This is a genomic window from Burkholderia sp. BCC1985 (genome assembly GCF_905339915.1).
GTDB lineage: Bacteria > Pseudomonadota > Gammaproteobacteria > Burkholderiales > Burkholderiaceae > Burkholderia.
The window spans coordinates 45,342-63,299 of the sequence record NZ_CAJPGY010000030.1 but is presented as its reverse complement, the minus strand read 5'-3'; the positions used below and the strand labels follow the sequence as shown (position 1 = coordinate 63,299).

Below are 17,958 nucleotides of genomic sequence, written 5' to 3'. Positions count from 1 at the left end.
CAATAAAAAAATAGATAAGTAGATCTACATACTGTTTGGAGACAGCCATGAAAACGAAACTGGGCGTCGCACTCGCGACGGCGATGGCACTGGCCGGACCGGCCTGCGCGCAAGGCAGCGTCACGCTGTACGGGATCATCGATACCGGCGTGTCCTACTACAACAACGCCGCGCGCGGCGGATCGTTCACCGGGATGCCGACGCTGACCGGCGAAGTGCCGTCACGCTGGGGCCTGAAAGGCACGGAGGATCTCGGCGGCGGCTACCAGGCCTTCTTCGTGCTCGAAAACGGCTTCCAGCCCGGCACCGGCGCGCTGAACTACGGCGGGCGCCTGTTCGGGCGGCAGGCCAACGTGGGCGTGAACAGCCCGTTCGGCGCGCTGACCCTCGGCCGCCAGATGAACATGTCGATGATCGTGCTGACCAATGCCGACGTGATCGGCCCGTCGATTCATTCGATGGCGGATTTCGACTCGTATCTGCCGAACGCGCGCAGCGACAATGCGATCGGCTACAAGGGCACGTTCCACGGCGTGACGCTCGGCGCGACCTACAGCTTCGGCCGCGACGCGGCCGGACCGGCGGGACCGTCGGCGACGGGCTGCGCCGGACAGGTGCCCGGTGACATCGTCGCGTGCCGCCAATACACGGCGATGCTCGCATATGACGCGAGCAATTTCGGGCTGGCCGCGTCGCACGACGTGATGCGCGGCGGCGGCGGCGCGCTCGCGCCGCTGAACAATCCGGCCTACACCGACACGCGCGACATCGTCGCGGGCTACGTGAAGATCGGCCCCGCGAAACTCGGCGCCGGGTGGATCCGCCGCAACCTCGCGGCGGCCGAACACCTGCAGGCCGACATCGTGTTCGCGGGCGGCACGTACTACGCGACGCCCTACCTCGCGCTCGACCTGCAGGGCGTGCGCTACCTGCAACGTCGCGAAAACAAGGAAGGCACGAACGCGACGCTGGTCGTCGGGCGCGCGAACTATTTCCTGTCGAAGCGGACGACCGTCTATACGTCGGTGGGCTACATGTTCAACAGCGCGCTGGCTGCGAACGCGGTCGCGGCCGGCGGGACGGTCGGCACCGGGATGAATCAGCTCGGCGTGATGGCCGGCATCCAGCAGAAGTTCTGAACGCCGGACACCGCACCTCGATCAATCGGCGAGCCGGCAATGCGACAGCTTCAGCCCGGGCAGCACCGGCGCGTCGATATAACCTTCGTTCACGCAACTGAAGCGGAAATTCGCGGACGCCGTGAACGGCTTGATCTCGCCGCCCAGGAATTTCGGTTTCAACGCGGCCTGGTCGGCCGCGTCGAAATGCGTGTCGAACTGCTCGCCGTCGGCCGTCAACGCACCGAAGTACGTGCCGCCCGGGTCGCTGCCCATCCGCATCACCGCGCCGACGAACGCGAGGCGCCTGCCGTCGTATTTCGTCTTCGCGGCGGCCATGTCCTGCGTGTAGGCCTCGATCACGGTGGCGTAGTGCGCGTCGATCGCGGGCTCGGCGGCCGGCGCGGCGTAGCCGCTCTGATGAACGCCCGCCAGCATCGCGCAGGCAGCCAGCGCGGCCGTCATGAACGGCGCGGAACTCTTTTTCATTGGGTGGTCTCCCGTCAAGCGTGGTGGTTGAAGTAAGCGATCGCGGCGCTTCGCCGGCTGCCCGGCGAAACACCCGAGAATGATCGTGCGGCCGTTGCGTCAATCGTTCGAATCGTGGAACACGGCTGCGATCACTTCAGCACCCGCGTGGTCGGCTGCGGTGCGCGACGTCGCGCGGCACGCGACGTGACAGGAAGATGACATGGTGCGGCCCCCGGCTCTCATTGAATTTCACTGCGTTTGATTTTGGGCGCTACGGTAGCAGACGGCCGGCGGCCCGGCAATCGCGATGCCCGGTCCGCATCGGCCTCTTTACAATTGCAAACGATTCTCATTACGTATATCATGCGCATCCTCCGCGCGACGCAGTAAAGGCGCCGCGGTCCGCGTCATCGTCCTTAGCACTCCGTCCATTCATCGATTCATGCCATCCCGCCGAACGCCCCATCGCGCCCGGACGCTTCGTCCGTGGCGCGCGAGCCTGCCTGCCCTGATCACGCTTTGCGTCGCAAGCGGCGCGCATGCGGATGTTGAACCTGCCGCCACGGCTTCGGCGGCCACGTCCTCGCCCTCGTCGACACCCGCGCGCCCCGAACGCGAACTGCCGACGATCAGCGTCAGCGCATCGTCAGCCGTCGATCCGACCGTCGGCTACCAGCCGCGCACGAGCAGCGTCGCCGGCGTCGACGATCGCCCGCTCAAGGAGATTCCGCAATCGGTCGCCGTGGTCAGCAGCAGCGTGATGCAGGACCAGCAGGCGCGCTCGCTCGACGACGTGCTCGGCAACATCAGCGGCGTCACGCAGACCAACACGCTCGGCGGCACGCGCGACGCGTTCATCAAGCGCGGCTTCGGCTCGAACAACGACGGCTCCGTGCTCGTCGACGGCGTGCGCACGCCGGTGCTGCACAGCTACCTCGCGACGATCGACCGCGTCGAAGTGCTGAAGGGCCCGGCTTCGCTGCTGTACGGGATGCAGGACCCGGGCGGCGTGATCAACCTCGTCACGCGCAAGCCGGAGGACACGTTCGGCGGCTCGATCTCGGCCTCGCGCACGAGCCATGGCGGCAGCAGCGCGCAGTTCGACCTGACCGGCCCGCTCGGCAAACCGGGCCAGGTCGCGGGCGGCACGCTCGCGTTCCGGCTCACCGGCGAATACGACACGAGCCGCTACTGGCGCAGCTTCGGCCGCGAGCGCAATGCGCTGATCGCGCCCGCGCTGTCGTGGCACGACGCGAACACGTCGATCGACGTCAGCTACCAGTACGTCGACTACACGATGCCGTTCGATCGCGGAACGGTGCTCGTGAACGGCCGCCCCGACGATGCGCTGCGCTATCGCCGCTACGAGGAAGCGTGGGCACAAAGCGGCGGCATCCAGGAAACGCTGCGCGCGCGCGTCGAACACCGCTTCTCCGACGCATGGCGCGTGCGCGCGACCTACGGCTGGGGCCGCGACCGCTACGATCAATACATCGCCCGCGCGACCGCCTTCAACAGCACGACCGGCGCGCTGTCGCGCTCGTCCGACGCGAACCTCGGACGCAACGACTCCGACCAGATCGCGACGCTCGGCCTGCTCGGCAACCTGACGCTCGCGGGGATGAGCCACGCGCTCTATGTCGGCGGCGAATACGAGCGGCAGCGCAGCTTCCGCGGCGACACGATCCGCGGCACCGCGACAAAGGGCTTCGATCTCTATGATCCCGTCTACGGCCTGCTCGCGCCCGGCGGCACGGTGAGCAAGGCGAGCGATTCGCTCTCGAAGGTCCACACGTACTCGATGATCGTGCAGGACTCGGTGAAGATCACCGACCGGCTCACCGCGGTCGGCGGGCTGCGCTGGGAGGACTGGCAGCAGGAATCGGGAATGGGGCGGCCGTTCGTGTTCGCCGACCGCTCGCACGGCAACGTGTGGCTGCCGCAGTTCGGGCTCGCGTATGCGCTCACGCCGTCGCTGACCGCGTATGCGAACGTGAGCCGTTCGTTCAAGCCGAACGTCGCGTCGAATGTGGCCGCGCCGCTCGCGCCGGAATTCGGCCGCGTGCTGGAAGCCGGCCTGAAGTTCAGCCTGAAGCCGGGCATCACCGGCACGCTCGCGGCCTATCAGATCGACAAGCGCAACGTCGCGGTGACGGTCAACGACATCACGTCGACGATCGGCACCGCGCGCTCGCGCGGGATCGAACTCGACGTCGCGGGGCAGCTCACGCGGCACCTGAGCCTGATCGGCAGCTATGCGTACACGAACGCGAACGACCGCGACAGCAACACGCCGCTCGTCAACGTCGCGCGCCACACCGGCAGCCTGTTCGCGGTGTACGACACGGCGATCGCGAACCTCCCGGGGCGCTGGCGCTTCGGCGGCGGCGCGCGGCTCGTCGGCGCACGGCCCGGCGACACCGCGAACAGCTTCACGCTGCCCGGCTACGTGACCGTCGATGCGTTCGCGGCCTACGAAACGACGATCGGCAAGTTCCCGACGCGCATCCAGCTCAACGTGAAGAACCTGCTCGACAAGACCTACTATCCGTCGAGCAACAGCAACCTGATCGTCGCGGTCGGCGAGCCGCGGCTCGTCACGCTGACGACGACGGTGTCGTTCTGACGCATCTTCGCGCCGGGTGGCCGGGGCCGGGGCCGTGCCGCGCGCCCCGGCCGGCGACACGAGCCGATCTCAGCCGCCCGCGAAATCGAGCAGGATCTTGCAGCTTTTCTCGGGATTGCGCTCGGCCATCTCGAACGCCTGCGCGACGTCGCGAAAGCCCACCTTGTGCGTAACGATGTGCTCCGGCTGGATCAGCCCGCGGGCAATCCAGTCGATCACCTGCGGGAACATCGCGCAGTTCAGCCGCGATGCCGCGAGCGTCAACTCCTTCTTCGTCAGCTCCGCCTGCACGATCGCCGACGGCTCCGACGAAAACCCGAGCACGCCGATCCGGCCGGCCGGCGCGGCGATCCGCACGGCCTCCTCGAGAATCGACGGATGGCAGACCGCATCGAAGATCAGCGTCGGGCCGCCGTCGACACCGCGCTTTTCCAGCGCGTCGGGCAACGACTCGACGCTCGTGTCGATGATTTCGTCCTCGGCCGCGCCGCACTTGCGCGCGAGCTGAAGCCGTGCGTCGAGCCGGTCGGTAATGAATGCGCGAATGCCATACACGCGCTTGAGCACCTGCAGGATCGTCAGCCCGACCGTGCCGGCGCCATAGATCAACGCGACGTCGCCCGGCAGCACGCCGGTGCGCGACGTCGCGTTCGCGGCCACCGCGAACGGCTCGACGATCGCCGCGCAGGGTTCGGCGATCGCGTCCGGAATCCGGTACGCATTGCCGGCCGGCACACACGTGTACTGGCTGAAGCCGCCGTCGCGATGCACGCCGAGCACGGTCAGGTGCCGGCAGACGTTGCGCCGGCCGATCGTGCACGCGTGGCAATGCCCGCAGCTGATCACCGGATCGACCGCGACGGTCTCGCCGAGCCGCGCGGCGTCGACGCCCGCGCCGACCGACTCGATCGTGCCGACGAACTCGTGGCCGATGATGCGCGGATACGACACGAACGGATTCTTGCCGTGAAAGATGTGCAGGTCCGACCCGCAGATGCCCGCATAGCGCACCTTCACGCGCACTTCTCCGGCGGCGGGCACGGGCAGCGGCACTTCGCGCACGGCCATGCTGTTCGGACGATCGACAACGACGCTCAACATTTCGGTTCTCTCCTTCTGGTCTTCGGCGCTCACCAGTTCCACATCGATCCGTCGCGCAGCCGGGCGACCGGCAGGTACGCGCGCTCGTACGGATATTTCGCGGCCAGCGTCTCGTCGATGTCGACGCCGAGGCCCGGCACGTCGTCCATCACGAGATAGCCGTCCTCGAAGCGGTAGCTGTGCGGAAACACTTCGTCGGTCAGCGCGCTGTGCGGCATCAGTTCCTGGATGCCGAAGTTCGGCGCCCACAGCCCGAAGTTCACGGCCGCCGCCATGCAGACGGGCGACAGGTCGGTCGCGCCGTGGAAACCGGTGCGCACCTGGTACATCGCCGCGTAGTCGGCGATGCGCCGTACGTGCGTGATGCCGCCCGCGTGCACGATGGTCGCGCGGATGTAGTCGATCAGCTGGTCGCGGATCAGGTCCTTGCAATCCCAGATCGAGTTGAATACCTCGCCGACCGCGAGCGGCGTCGTCGTGTGCTGGCGGATCAGGCGAAACGCGTCCTGGTTCTCCGCGGGTGTCGCGTCCTCGAGCCAGAACAGGCGATGCGGCTCGAGATCGCGACCGAGCCGCGCGGCCTCGATCGGCGTGAGCCGGTGATGTGCGTCGTGGAGCAGGTGCGGCGCATCGCCGACCGCGTCGCGCACCTTGCGGAACAGTTCCGGCGTGTGGCGCAGGTAGAGCGCGGTGTCCCACGGCTCCTCGGGCGGCAGCCCCTTCTCGGCGGGCTCGTACGCGCCGGCCGTCTTGCCGACACCGTACACCTTGTCGAGCCCCGGCACACCGGACTGCACGCGGATCGCGCGATAGCCGGCCTCGATGTGCGCGCGCACCGCGTCGACCGCTTCCTCGTGATCGCGCCCGTTCGCGTGGCCATACACCATCAGGCCGTCGCGGCTCTTGCCGCCGAGCAACCGATAGACGGGCATGCCCGCGAGCTTGCCCAGGATGTCCCACAGCGCCATGTCGATCGCGGCGATCGCCGTCATCGTCACGGGCCCGCGCCGCCAGTACGCGCCGCGATACAGGTATTGCCAGATGTCCTCGATGTTGCGCGGGTCGCGTCCGACGAGGCACGGAAACACGTGGTCTTCCAGGTACGCGCGCACCGCGAGCTCACGCCCGTTGAGCGTCGCGTCGCCGAGACCGTAGACGCCTTCGTCGGTCACGATCTTCACCGTCACGAAATTCCGGCCCGGACACGTGACGATGGTCTGCAAGCGTTCGATTTTCACTGCGCTCCTCCAGCGGGCGTTTCAGTCGACAAAGTAATGGGGCGCGCGGCTGCGCACTTCCGGCAGATGCGAGCCGATCCGGTCGACGTGCGCCGCGACCGATGCGCCGAGCAGCGCCATGTTGCGCGACGCGATGTGCGCGAGGATCTGTTCGTGTTCCTGCAGCGCGCGGCGCGCGTGATCCTCGACGCGATCGAGCAGCAGCCAGCGCACACGGTCGAACTGGCGCTTCATCGGCTGCAGCATTTCCCACACGTGCGGCCGGCCCGCGAACGCGAACATCCGGCCGTGCATTGCCTCGTCGAGATCGAAGAACGCTTCGACGTCGCCAGCGGCCACCGCCTCGCGCTGCGCGTCGATGATCCGCGACAGCTCCGCGAGCTGCGCCGGCGTGATCTTCTGCGCGAGCTCGACATGGTTCGCGCATTCGAGCGTGCTGCGCGCGAAGCGCCCTTCCTCGAGGATCGACACCGGAATCGGCGCGACCAGCGTGCCGACCTTCCGGATGATCTGCACGAGCCGCTCGTCGGCGAGCTGCGCGAACGCTTCGCGCACCGGCGTGCGGCTGACCTTGATCGTCGTGGAGATCACCGCCTCCGACAGCGCGGTGCGCGGCGGCAGCGCACCGCGCACGATCGCGTGGCGCAGCAGCGCATGCACCTGCTCCGTATACGACCGGCTCTCGTCCAGCGAGAACCCCTGCAACGCCGTGACCACGACGTCTGCTTCTTCCAGTGCTGCCGTTTCGCTCATGGTTGCGATGGATCCGACTTGATATCGATGTCTACCATGGTACATAAGCAGTCGATTTCAGGCGATCTAGCGTTTACACCGATAACTTCGCCGTAAAACTCGAAATAACCTGCAGGCATTGCCGTATCTACCATGGTACAAACCGTTACCGACCGTCATGTTATCTGCCCCCGATTTTCTGCGCACCGCGCCGCCCGGCACAGGCCGTCCCGGTTATGACCGGCAGGCGGTTCGCACGGGTATCGTCCATCTCGGCCTCGGCGCGTTCCATCGCGCGCACCAGGCGCTGCATACGGAAACGGTGCTCGAACAGGGTGACCTGCGCTGGGGCATCGTCGGCGTCGAACTGCGGCGGCGCCATACCGTCGACCTGCTCGCCGCGCAGGATCACCTGTACACGGTGATCGAACGCGATGGCCAAGGCGCGCGCGCGCGCATCGTCGGTGCGGTGCACGACGCGCTGTTCGCGCCCGAATCGCTGCCCGCGCTACTGGCGCTGATCGCCGATCCGGCCGTGTCGATCGTCAGCCTGACCGTCACCGAGAAAGGTTATTGCCGCCGCCCCGGCGGCGGTCTCGATACCGACGATCCCGCGATCCGGCAGGATCTCGCGACGCCCGACACGCCGCGCACCGCGCTCGGCGTGATCGCGGCCGGCCTGCGCCTGCGGCCGGCCCATGCGCCGCTGACCGTCGTCTGCTGCGACAACATGACGTCGAACGGCGACACGCTGCGCGCGCTGCTGATCGACTACGCGGAACGCATCGACGGCGCGCTCGCGCGGCGCATCCGCGACGACGTCGCGTTCCCGAACAGCATGGTCGACCGGATCGTGCCGGCCGCGACGCCCGAATCGCTCGACTGGGCACACGCCCATCTCGGCGCGCGCGATGCGGCTGCGATCGTCTGCGAGCCGTTCTCGCAATGGGTGATCGAGGATCGCTTCGCCGGCCCGCGCCCGCGCTGGGAAGACGCCGGCGCGCACCTCGTCGGCGACGTGCGGCCCTACGAAACGATGAAGCTGCGGCTGCTGAACGGCTCGCATTCGGCGATCGCGTATGCGGGACAGTTGCGCGGCCGCGCGACGGTGTCCGACGCGATGGCCGATCCGGCGATCGCGGCGCTCGTCGACGGCGTGATGACGCGCGACCTGCTCGCGACCGTCGACGTGCCGTCCGGATACGACGCGCACGGCTATTGCGCGACGCTCGTGCAGCGCTTCCGCAATCCGACGCTCGCGCATCGCACCGAACAGATCGCGATGGACGGCACGCAGAAGGTGCCGCTGCGCTGGCTTCCCGCGCTCGCCGAAAGCGCGCGGGCCGGCGTCGAGCGGCCCTATTTGGAACGCGCGCTCGCGCTCTGGCTGCACTACCTCGCCACCGCGCGCGACGAATCGGGCCGCGCACTCGCGGTCGGCGATCCGGGCGCGGCCGCACTCGGCGCGGCGCTGTCGGCAGCCGGCGATGCCGCCAGCGCGGTTCGGGCCGCCCTCGGCAGCCTCGTGCTCGCCGGTTCGGCGGCATGGCCGGATGCAGTGATCACGCGCATCGGTGCCCATCTCTCGACGCTTCGCGCGAGCGGCACCGATGGGCTGCTCGCACCGTTGTACGTGCGCTGAACGACCGCTTACCCCGGTTCGCAGGATTCCTGAGCGAACCGCGCAGTGCCCCTGCCCGCTGACGCACATGCCGACGCGGCAAACGATCGACAAGACAACCATGACAGCCGGCCCACCGGCACGAAGGAGACGGACATGAAGCAGAAGTCGCAGGCGTGGTTCACGGTATTCCTGCTGTTCCTGGTGTATGGCATCAACTATCTCGACCGCGTCGCGCTGTCGATCGTCGCGCCGATCGTGCAGACCGATCTCGGTATCGACGCCGCGCAGATGGGCCTCGTCTTCAGCACGTTCTTCATCGGCTACGCGCTGTTCAATTTCATCGGCGGGCTCGCGTCCGACCGGCTCGGGCCGAAGCTCGTATACGTGCTGTCGGTCGGGCTGTGGTCAGTGTTCTGCGGAATGACCGCGCTCACCGTCGGCTTCGTGAGCCTGCTGATCGTGCGGCTGCTGTTCGGTATGGCCGAAGGGCCGCTGTGCTCGGCCGCGAACAAGATGGTCAACAACTGGCTGCCGCGCGACGCCGCCGCGACCGCGATGGGCCTGCTCAGCGCCGGCTCGCCGCTCGGCGGCGCGATCGCCGGGCCGATCGTCGGCCTGCTGGCCGCGCAGTTCGGCTGGCGACCGGCGTTCTGGATCGTATGTGCGATCGGGCTCGTGTGGGTCGTCGTGTGGATGATGTCGACCTCGGACCGTCCGGCCACGCCGGTCGGCGGCGCAGCGGGTGCGCCCGCAGCGACACCCGCCGCTGCGCCCCCCCACGCAGGTGCCGCCGCCGGCCCCGCAACGCCCGCACACACGCTGTCGCACTACGTGCGCCAGCCGCGCATCCTCGCGACGGCCGCCGCGTTCTTCAGCTACAACTACGTGCTGTTCTTCTTCCTGAGCTGGTTCCCGAGCTACCTCGTGCGTGCGCACCATCTGAACATCAAGGAGATGAGCGTCGCCACCGTCGTGCCCTGGCTCGTCGGCACGGTCGGCCTCGCGTGCGGCGGCGCGATCTCGGATGCGCTGTACCGGCTCACCGGCAACCTGCTGCTGTCGCGCCGGATCGTGCTCGTCACCTGCCTGCTCGGCGCCGGCGCGTGCGTGGCCGTCGCGGGCGCCGTGCAGTCGACCCAAGGCGCGGTCGCGCTGATGTCGGTGTCGCTGTTCTTCCTGTACGTGACGGGTGCGATCTATTGGGCGATCGTGCAGGACGTCGTGCATCCGGCGCGCGTCGGCGGCGTCAGCGGCTTCCTGCATTGCATGGGCAGCCTGTCGGGCGTGATCGGGCCGGCGGTGACCGGCTTCATCGTCGAGCGCAGCGGCTCGTTCGCGTCCGCGTTCGTGCTGGCCGGCGCGATCGCACTCGCGGGCGCGGTGCTGGCTGGCGTGTTCGTCCGCAACGCACGGCCGTCGGAAGTGCTGCGCGAACGCACCGCACACTGACCTTTCAAGGCTGACGAAGGCCGCGCGGCGCCGCATGAGTCGGCACCACGCGGCCTTGTCGTTTCATCCAATCATCGCACCCTCGAATATCTCCCATCCGATATCGCGATTTCCGCTGTCGATCGCGCGCCTCTAGACTGGCTACGCGATGGCGACGCTGCGCAGCGGCACGCCCCCACGAAAACGATATGGGAGAGTTCGATGTCCGACCGGGATGCGCGCCGCGGCGCGCTCAAGACACTCGGCCTCGCGGCCGCCACGGCGCTGCTCGGCGCCGCGCGCACCGCGCAGGCTGCGACGCCCGAATCCGGCGCGCTGCTGGCCGGCGGCGCGACGCGCCTCGTCGACCTCACCCGCCGCCTCGCGGCCACGCCGAGACGACGCGACTTCAAGACGGTGCCGATGATCGTCGAGCGCCCCGATCAATGGGATCACGCGGCACTCATGGAAGTGATCGGCTATCGCGGCGGCCCGAAGCAGGTGTGGGACAACACCGAGCTCGGCGGCCCGTGGCTGAACCTGATGCGCAATGCGCTGAACGCGCAGGTCTGGGGGTTTGGTCACCCGGACTTCCTCGTCGTGTCGGCCACGCACGGCGCCGCGCATCTTGCGCTGTTCGATCCGGCCGCGTGGGACAAATACGGCCTCGCGACATTCGCCGGCACCGCGTTCGCGACCAACACGCTGCTCGCCGCGAAACCCGCGCGGTCGAAAGACGCGAAGGATCACGAACTACCTGATGGCGCGTTCTCGTCGCACGACAACAGCATCGCCGCGCTGCAGCAGCGCGGCGTCGTGTTCCTGGCATGCCACAACGCGATCTGGGAGCTCGCGGAACGGCTCGACCGCGCGAATGCGAATCCGGACAATCTCCCGCTCGACGCGCTCGCCGCCGACCTGACCAACCACGTGATTCCGTCGGCGATCGTCACGCCGGGCGTGGTCGGTACGCTGCCCGAGCTGCAGCACGCCGGTTTCACTTACGCGAAGTGAGGCGCCCGATGACATCGATCCGCACGCGTTCTCCGTGGCGACGCCGGTGGCTCACGGCGCTTTCCGCCACGCTGGCCGCGCTCTGCTGCACGTCGGCGCTGTCGCTCGCCGCCCCGGCCAATGCTTCAAACATCGTCTTTCCGCCATGGCAGGACGGCCGCAACAACGACGCGACGAACCGCGGCCTCGAATTCACGGTGCCGCAGGTCGACGTGCTCGCAGATTTTCACGGCGACCTCACCGCGCCGAAGCTCGTGCTGTACGTTGGCGGCAACTACTTCTTCGCGATGGCGCCGCTCGTCGCGCAGTTCGAGACCGACCATCCGGAATACCGCGGCCGCATCTACTGGGAAACGATCCCGCCCGGCCTGCTCGTGAAGCAGATTCACGCCAGCGGCACGATCACCGTCGGCAACATGACGTGGACGGTCGAGCCCGACGCGTATTTCGCCGGGCTCGGCAAGATCGACGAACTGATCGCGGACGGCACGCTCGACGGTCCGGCCGTGCCCTACGTGACCAACCAGTTGACGATCATGGTGCGCGCGGGCAATCCGAAGCACATCGCGTCGCTGAGCGATCTCGCGCGGCCCGACGTGAAGCTCGCGATGCCGAACCCGGCGTTCGAAGGCGTCGCGCGGCAGATCCGCGCATCGCTCGTGAAAGCCGGCGGCGATACGCTCGCTCGCACCGTCTACGACGACAAGGTGCGCGCCGGCACGGCCGAGCTCACGCACATCCATCATCGGGAAACCGCGCTGTTCCTGATGCAGGGACGCGCCGACGCCGGCGTGCTGTGGCAATCGGAAGCGGCGTTCCAGGAACAGGTCGGGCATCCGCTGATGCACATCGACATTCCGCCCGCGCACAATACGACGGCGATCTATGCAGGCGCGATGGTGAAGCACGCGCCGCATCCGGAAGCCGCACGCGCGTGGCTCGCGTACATCCAGTCGCCCGAGGCGATCGGGATTTTCGCGCGCTACGGCTTCGGGCAATACGACGCGACGGCACCGACACCGCAGCTTGCGCCACGGCAGGACCGGCCCGACGCGGGTTGATCGCGCAATTGCGCACGCCACAAGACAGACAATGAGGAGGGGACCCGTGAACGATTCGGTCGACACACCGCGACGCCGGTTCGCGCCGCTGCTGCTCGCCGCGGCAGCGCTCCTGGCCGGCAATGCGCGCGCGGACGACGTCGCGCTCGGCAAGACCATCGCCACCCGGGGCACGACGACGGGCGTGGCTGCATGCATCGGCTGCCACGGCGCCCAGGGCGAAGGCAACGCGGCCGCAGGCTTTCCGCGGCTCGCCGGCACACATGCCGCCTATCTTTCGGCTCAACTCGCCGCGTTCGCCGACGGCAGCCGCCAGAATCCGGTCATGCAGCCGCTCGCGAAACTGCTGTCGCCGCGCGATCGCGACGCGGTCTCCGCGTACTTCGCGAGCCTGCCCGCGCCGCCCGCCATTGCCGCTTCCGACGCCGCATCGATCGACCCGGCGAACACCGGCGCGTGGCTCGCGACGCGCGGACGCTGGTCGCAGGGCCTGCCCGCCTGTGCGCAATGCCACGGCGCGGGCGGCCTCGGCGTAGGCACCGCGTTTCCGCCGCTCGCCGGCCAGCCGGCCACGTACATCGCGGGCCAGCTGAACGGCTGGAAGCGCGGCACGCGCGCGCCCGGCCCGATGGCGCTGATGCCGATGATTGCCGGCAAGCTGTCCGACGCGGATATCGACGCGGTGGCCGCCTACTATGCGCGCGGCGGCGCCGCGAACGGAGAACAACGATGATCGACCGCTCGATGGTGGTCCGCGGCGCGCGTGCCGCGCTGCTCGGTGCGGCCTGGCTGCCCGCGCTCGCGTGCGCGGCCGCGCCGCAGGACGCCCCGGCCGCCGCTTCCGCCTCCGCCGCGGCCACCGTTCCCGCGACGACGACGGCGAAGCCATTCACGCCGCCGCCCGAATCCGCGATACCCGCCGACGACTTCGGCAAGACCGTGAAGCTCGGCGAGCAGATCTTCCTGCACACGCCCGAGCTCGCGGGCAAGTACGTCGGCAACAAGCTGACCTGCGCGAGCTGCCACCTCGACGCGGGCCGCCGGCCCGATTCGAGCCCGATGTGGGCCGCCTACCTGCTGTACCCGGCCTACCGCATCAAGAACGGCCACGTGAACACGTTCGCCGAACGCTTGCAGGGTTGCTTCAGATACAGCATGAACGGCAAGGCGCCGCCGGCCGGCGATCCGATTCTCGTTGCGCTCGAAACCTATTCGTACTGGCTCGCGCAGGGCGCGCCGGTCGGCGCGAAACTGCCCGGCCAGGGTTTCCCGAAACTGCCGCCGCCCGCGCAAAAAGCCGACTACGCGCGCGGCGCCGCCGTCTACACGCAGCACTGCGCGCTGTGTCACGGCGCGGACGGCCAGGGACAATCGAGCGGCGGCAAGCCGGTCTTTCCGGCGCTCTGGGGCGCACGCTCGTTCAACTGGGGCGCGGGGATGGGCGACATCCGCAACGCGGCCGGCTTCGTGAAGGCCAACATGCCGCTCGGGCTCGGCGGCACGCTGACCGATCAGGAAGCATGGGACGTCGCGACCTTCATGGACAGCCACGAACGCCCGCAGGACCCGCGCTTCACCGGCTCGGTGCAGGACACCCGCGCAAAATTCCACGACACGCCCGACTCGATGTACGGACGCGAGGTGAACGGCCGCGTGCTCGGCGCGCCATGAGACCTGGCCGGCGCGGGCGGCGCCGCTTGCACCATCACGGACGCCAGCGATACACGACGAGGCTCGACCCGTTGTAGTTGTCCTTCGTGATCACGTATTCGCCGGTCGAGCGCAGGTACGCACGGATGCCGTACATCGAGTCGACGTCGTTGCCGACGTCCATCGCCGACGTGTTCGAGTTCGTCAGCGTGGTGACGAGGCTGCCGGTGTTCAGGTCGAACACGTCGACGTTCGGTACCGTGTGCACGTAGCCGACGAACAGGTAGTGGCCGGCCGCCGCCATCGATTTCGGATTCGCGCTCGTCAGGTTGATCGCCACGTTCGGCGTGCTCGTGTTGCCGGCCTTCCAGCCGCGATAGACCTCGATGTGCCCGTTCATCGCGGTCCAGTCCCAGCTGCCCGAGATGCCCTGCGCGAGGATCATCGTGTCGCTGTCGGCCTGGTAGATGATCCGCGTGAGCGGCAGCACGGTGCGCGGAATCGGAATCTGCACCGGCTTGCCCCATGTCGGCTTCCCGGCCGCGTCGAAACCTGCCATCGGATAGTGCGAGATGTTGTTGGTGCGATCGAGGCCGGCCCACACGTCGCCGTTGTCGTCGAGCGCGAAACCGGCCGTTACCTGCAGCGTCGTGTTGAACGGCTTGCCGGGAATCGAGCCGTCCGGAATCGCGATGTAGCCGCTCGCGCCGTTGAAGTGATAGAGGTTGTAGTTGCCCGGGTTCTGCCCGGTCGCGACGAGCATCCGGGTGCCCTTTACCAGCGCGAGCTGGCCGAAATGCTGACCACGCTGGTAGTCGTTCATGTCGAGGCGCGGGTCCTTCGGATAGCTGAATGGATCGATCGTGTTCGCGACGAACGTGCCGCCCGCGGTGCCGGTGTACACGTTGTTGCCGCTGTAGAAGAACGCACCGTCGGTCGCCGGATCGGGCGCGGCGGCGCCCTCGAAGTTCAGCGCCTGCAGCTTCCATTGCAGCGCGCCCGTCGGGTTGTACGAATGCAGGTCGGTGCTGCCGTTGCGCCCGAGATCCCAGCCGCCGCCCCACGCGTTGTTCAGCACGTACAGGTTGCCGGCCGCGTCCTTGCCGATGCCTGCGACGCGCGTGAAGCGCTTGTCGCCGACCTGCCCCTTGATGCCCGACGTCGTGTCGAGATAGCCGCCCTGCACGCCGAACGTGCCGACCTGCACGGGCTGGCCCACGAGCGCGTAGATCTTGATGTTCATGTCGGGGCCTTCGTCGCCCACCAGCAACTGCCCGCGCGGCGCATCGAAATACAGCGATGCCGGCCGCGCACGGGCCGCCATCTGGATCGTGCTCATCGCCGTGCCCGTCGGGCTGAACTGCGCGACGACGCCCGCGCTCTTGCGCGCGACCCACAGGTTGCCGGCCCCGTCCAGCGCCAGCGCGCCGGGCCCCGATACGCCGATGTCGCGCTGCCACACGCCGTCCGTCGTGTAGACGCGCACGCGGTTGCCGTAGAAGTCGCTCGCGTACAGCAGGTTGCCCGCCGTCGCGAGGCCCGTGATCACGTCCGCGTACTGGATGCCCGTCCACGTGCTGACCGGAATGCGCAGGTCGCGCTGGTTCGTGCTGCGGTTGTAGCGGCCGACCGAGCCGCTGCCGAACGTGCGGTTGTAGCCGAGCGCGACGAACAGCGCGTTCGCGTTGCCGGTGATCGCGCCGCCCTGGAATTCGTCATGGATGCCGATCGTGCCGAGCGTCTGCCCGTTCTGGTAGATCGCGACGCCGCCCGCGTTCTCGTCCCAGCGCGACGCCGTATAGATCACGCCCTCGGGGGCGACCCACAGCGAGCGCGCGCCGTTGCCGACGTGCGCGGCGAGCGTGCCGAACGTGTTCGCGAGCCAGTCCGTCGTGTATTGCGCTTGTGCGTGACTGACCGGCGCCAGCATTGCCATGCACAATCCAAGCAATGCCGCGCGAATTTGTTTCGATAACATGAATGATGCTCCCGGACGATCGTTTTTCGACACTCTAATTCGCCGCGTATGAAATATCGGTGATTTTTTAAAAAACCGGTTCAATTGCATGTCGAATTGTTCATTGCGTTCCTTTACCGCGCGACGCCGCCTGACTGAAGATGGACCGATCCGGAAGTCGCACCGCGGATCCCCGCCAGGCAGCGCTCTCGCGATCCGCGGTTTTCGGCACTTTATTCCGAATCGCCCAATACAAATACGTCATTTTTTCTGATTCAAACGCATTGAATTTCCATCGCCGGCAAGTCGATTCAATGATTACAAATCGAAATTAAAATGAAAGAAAAAAATATTGTTCGGTGCATACGACATCACGTCACCGGACGCGCGGGCCGCATACCGTATTGCCGGGAAATCGTGAAGAAGTGAAATAAGAGATGCGCGACGGAATGCCGTCGCCGATGCAGGCGGCACGGAAGAGGTGCCGAGAATTCGGCGGAAGAAGACACGGCCGCAGGTCAACCGGGAAGGCCGCGCGCCGGCCGAACGTGAAGGCGATGCGCTCCGGTGCGGGCCGTCGGGCATCGCGCCGTCCAAGCCGCCCGGATACGACAGGATTGGGTACGCATCGTGCAGCCAGCGGCCCGCATCGAATGCGGGCCACTGGCTGCGCATGCCATCAGAACTTCTGACGCAGCCCGAGGCTGACGATCGCCTGCGATCGCGAGTCGGACGAGTGGCCGTTCGCCTTGTCCGACACCGATGCGGTCGCCGCCACCGGCCGGCCGAGCGCGTCGAGCGTCGTGCCCGACGCATGCTGGTACGCGCCGAGCAGGTACACGCTGGTGCGCTTCGACAGGTCGTAGACCGCACCGAGCGTGACGTTGTGATACTGCGCGCGGTTGTCGATGCCGTCGACGTCGCTGCCGCGCGTGTAGCTGTAGCCCGCGAACAGTTGCGTCTGCGGCTGCACGTTCCAGCGCGTGAACACGCCCGCGACGTTGAACGTCGCATGACCGCTGAACAGCGACTGGGCACCGCTGCGGTACTGCACGTTACTGTAGTTCACCCCGACCACGGCCGGGCCGAAGTCGTACGTCGCGCCGGTCGCGATGATCTGCTGCGACTGCGCGCTCGCATAGCCTTCGTTGATCGACGAGTTGAACAGGCCGTCGTCGGTGCTCCGCCACTTGCCGGCGGTCGGGTCGGTCGCGCCCGTCTTGCTGTTGTCCGAACGCTCGTAGCCGACGCCCACGCGCAGCGGCCCCGCCGCGTACGCCGCGCCGACGCTCCACGTGTTGCGCTGCTTCATGCTGCCCGGCTGGCTGCCGAAGCCGTACAGCGCGCCGAACGTGAAGCCCGCGTAGTTCGCGCTCGTATACTTGATCGAGCTGTCGACGCGCGCGGTCTGGTCGAGGTCGTCGATGTCGCCCGGATGCGCGCCGAAGCCGCCGATGAACGACGACGGGCCGACCGGGCTCACGAAGTCGTCGAGCGACGTGTACTGGCGACCGAGCGTGACCGTGCCGTAGCGGTCGCTGCCGACGCCGACGAACGCCTGCCGGCCGAACTGGCGGCCGCCCTGGCCCGACGTGCCGTTGGTGATGTCGAAGCCGTTCTCGAGCACGAACAGCGCGCGCATCCCGCCGCCGAGATCCTCGGCGCCCTTGATGCCCCAGCGGCTGCCGGACAGGTTGCCGGTAGTCAGGGCGACGTCCGAGTGCCCCGTATAGGCGCCCGGCGAGCCGACCCGTTCGTTGCTGCGGTAGGTCACGCCCGCATCGACGATGCCGTACAGCGTAACGGAGCTTTGCGCGGAGGCGATGCCCGCGAGCGAGAGCAGCAGCGGTGCTGCGATCAGTTGCTTGTTCATGATTTTTTAGCGTCTCCGGGCGGTGAACCCGTTGTTCTATGCGAGTAGCGCGCGCGGTCGGCGAG

At 67.7% G+C, this 17,958-nt stretch carries 15 protein-coding genes; 8 read left to right on the top strand and 7 right to left on the bottom strand.

The genetic code is table 11. From position 1 onward, the window contains the following. Positions 1-47: 47 nt before the first annotated feature. On the top strand, positions 48-1,139 hold the full coding sequence (locus U4Z31_RS26230; RefSeq protein WP_321811793.1) for a porin: 1,092 nt from the start codon (positions 48-50) through the stop codon (positions 1,137-1,139). Between the two features lie 21 nt (positions 1,140-1,160). On the opposite strand, the gene U4Z31_RS26225 is transcribed toward U4Z31_RS26230, so the two are convergent. Beyond that, complete coding sequence (locus tag U4Z31_RS26225; RefSeq protein WP_321811792.1) at positions 1,161-1,607, bottom strand: hypothetical protein; 447 nt, start codon at positions 1,605-1,607, stop codon at positions 1,161-1,163. Positions 1,608-2,031: 424 nt separating this feature from the next. Between U4Z31_RS26225 and U4Z31_RS26220 the strand changes: the two genes are divergently transcribed. Next, entirely contained in the window at positions 2,032-4,215 is a 2,184-nt protein-coding gene (locus tag U4Z31_RS26220) for a TonB-dependent siderophore receptor (RefSeq protein ID WP_321811791.1), read from the top strand. Between the two features lie 69 nt (positions 4,216-4,284). Here the strand turns inward: U4Z31_RS26220 and U4Z31_RS26215 are convergent, their stop codons facing one another. The 3 genes from U4Z31_RS26215 to U4Z31_RS26205 are packed head-to-tail and all read right to left on the bottom strand — an operon-like array spanning position 4,285 to position 7,307. Next, entirely contained in the window at positions 4,285-5,316 is a 1,032-nt protein-coding gene (locus U4Z31_RS26215; RefSeq protein ID WP_321811790.1) for a Zn-dependent oxidoreductase, read from the bottom strand. A gap of 29 nt (positions 5,317-5,345) precedes the next feature. Then, a complete protein-coding gene (gene manD, locus U4Z31_RS26210; protein ID WP_321803313.1) occupies positions 5,346-6,554 on the bottom strand; it encodes a D-mannonate dehydratase ManD in 1,209 nt (402 codons plus the stop codon). Positions 6,555-6,575: 21 nt separating this feature from the next. Next, complete coding sequence (locus tag U4Z31_RS26205; RefSeq protein ID WP_257775278.1) at positions 6,576-7,307, bottom strand: GntR family transcriptional regulator; 732 nt, start codon at positions 7,305-7,307, stop codon at positions 6,576-6,578. Positions 7,308-7,464: 157 nt separating this feature from the next. On the opposite strand from U4Z31_RS26205, the gene U4Z31_RS26200 reads away from it, so the two are divergent. From U4Z31_RS26200 to U4Z31_RS26175, 6 genes are all read left to right on the top strand, one after another. Continuing rightward, positions 7,465-8,928, top strand: a complete 1,464-nt coding sequence (locus U4Z31_RS26200) for a mannitol dehydrogenase family protein (protein ID WP_321811789.1) — start codon at positions 7,465-7,467, stop codon at positions 8,926-8,928. A gap of 135 nt (positions 8,929-9,063) precedes the next feature. Beyond that, complete coding sequence (locus tag U4Z31_RS26195; RefSeq protein ID WP_124488660.1) at positions 9,064-10,359, top strand: MFS transporter; 1,296 nt, start codon at positions 9,064-9,066, stop codon at positions 10,357-10,359. Between the two features lie 201 nt (positions 10,360-10,560). Next, complete coding sequence (locus tag U4Z31_RS26190) at positions 10,561-11,352, top strand: transcriptional initiation protein Tat (RefSeq protein WP_321811788.1); 792 nt, start codon at positions 10,561-10,563, stop codon at positions 11,350-11,352. An 8-nt stretch (positions 11,353-11,360) separates the two neighbouring features. Then, positions 11,361-12,413, top strand: coding sequence for a substrate-binding domain-containing protein (locus tag U4Z31_RS26185; RefSeq protein ID WP_321811787.1), 1,053 nt, complete (start codon positions 11,361-11,363; stop codon positions 12,411-12,413). A gap of 46 nt (positions 12,414-12,459) precedes the next feature. Further along, positions 12,460-13,146: a c-type cytochrome gene (locus tag U4Z31_RS26180; protein ID WP_321811786.1), complete on the top strand. Its 687-nt coding sequence runs from the start codon at positions 12,460-12,462 to the stop codon at positions 13,144-13,146. A gap of 11 nt (positions 13,147-13,157) precedes the next feature. Beyond that, complete coding sequence (locus U4Z31_RS26175) at positions 13,158-14,084, top strand: c-type cytochrome (RefSeq protein WP_415750303.1); 927 nt, start codon at positions 13,158-13,160, stop codon at positions 14,082-14,084. A 34-nt stretch (positions 14,085-14,118) separates the two neighbouring features. Here the strand turns inward: U4Z31_RS26175 and U4Z31_RS26170 are convergent, their stop codons facing one another. From U4Z31_RS26170 to U4Z31_RS26160, 3 genes are all read right to left on the bottom strand, one after another. After that, on the bottom strand, positions 14,119-16,041 hold the full coding sequence (locus tag U4Z31_RS26170) for an SMP-30/gluconolactonase/LRE family protein (protein ID WP_321811784.1): 1,923 nt from the start codon (positions 16,039-16,041) through the stop codon (positions 14,119-14,121). Positions 16,042-16,338: 297 nt separating this feature from the next. Beyond that, entirely contained in the window at positions 16,339-16,695 is a 357-nt protein-coding gene (locus tag U4Z31_RS26165) for a hypothetical protein (RefSeq protein WP_321811783.1), read from the bottom strand. 4 nt (positions 16,696-16,699) lie between these two features. After that, the gene (locus U4Z31_RS26160; RefSeq protein WP_044847424.1) at positions 16,700-17,893 is read right to left on the bottom strand and encodes a porin; all 1,194 of its coding nucleotides are present in this window, start codon (positions 17,891-17,893) and stop codon (positions 16,700-16,702) included. Between the last annotated feature and the right edge of the window lie 65 nt (positions 17,894-17,958).

Bases quoted from the DNA above. Each gene is read 5' to 3' on its own strand.
- U4Z31_RS26165 (WP_321811783.1), bottom strand. From the start codon at position 16,695: ATGCGCAGCCAGTGGCCCGCATTCGATGCGGGCCGCTGGCTGCACGAT.
- U4Z31_RS26230 (WP_321811793.1), top strand. From the start codon at position 48: ATGAAAACGAAACTGGGCGTCGCACTCGCGACGGCGATGGCACTGGCC.
- U4Z31_RS26220 (WP_321811791.1), top strand. From the start codon at position 2,032: ATGCCATCCCGCCGAACGCCCCATCGCGCCCGGACGCTTCGTCCGTGG.
- U4Z31_RS26170 (WP_321811784.1), bottom strand. From the start codon at position 16,041: ATGTTATCGAAACAAATTCGCGCGGCATTGCTTGGATTGTGCATGGCA.
- U4Z31_RS26190 (WP_321811788.1), top strand. From the start codon at position 10,561: ATGTCCGACCGGGATGCGCGCCGCGGCGCGCTCAAGACACTCGGCCTC.
- U4Z31_RS26175 (WP_415750303.1), top strand. From the start codon at position 13,158: ATGGTGGTCCGCGGCGCGCGTGCCGCGCTGCTCGGTGCGGCCTGGCTG.
- U4Z31_RS26225 (WP_321811792.1), bottom strand. From the start codon at position 1,607: ATGAAAAAGAGTTCCGCGCCGTTCATGACGGCCGCGCTGGCTGCCTGC.
- U4Z31_RS26185 (WP_321811787.1), top strand. From the start codon at position 11,361: ATGACATCGATCCGCACGCGTTCTCCGTGGCGACGCCGGTGGCTCACG.
- U4Z31_RS26195 (WP_124488660.1), top strand. From the start codon at position 9,064: ATGAAGCAGAAGTCGCAGGCGTGGTTCACGGTATTCCTGCTGTTCCTG.
- U4Z31_RS26215 (WP_321811790.1), bottom strand. From the start codon at position 5,316: ATGTTGAGCGTCGTTGTCGATCGTCCGAACAGCATGGCCGTGCGCGAA.
- U4Z31_RS26160 (WP_044847424.1), bottom strand. From the start codon at position 17,893: ATGAACAAGCAACTGATCGCAGCACCGCTGCTGCTCTCGCTCGCGGGC.
- U4Z31_RS26205 (WP_257775278.1), bottom strand. From the start codon at position 7,307: ATGAGCGAAACGGCAGCACTGGAAGAAGCAGACGTCGTGGTCACGGCG.
- U4Z31_RS26200 (WP_321811789.1), top strand. From the start codon at position 7,465: ATGTTATCTGCCCCCGATTTTCTGCGCACCGCGCCGCCCGGCACAGGC.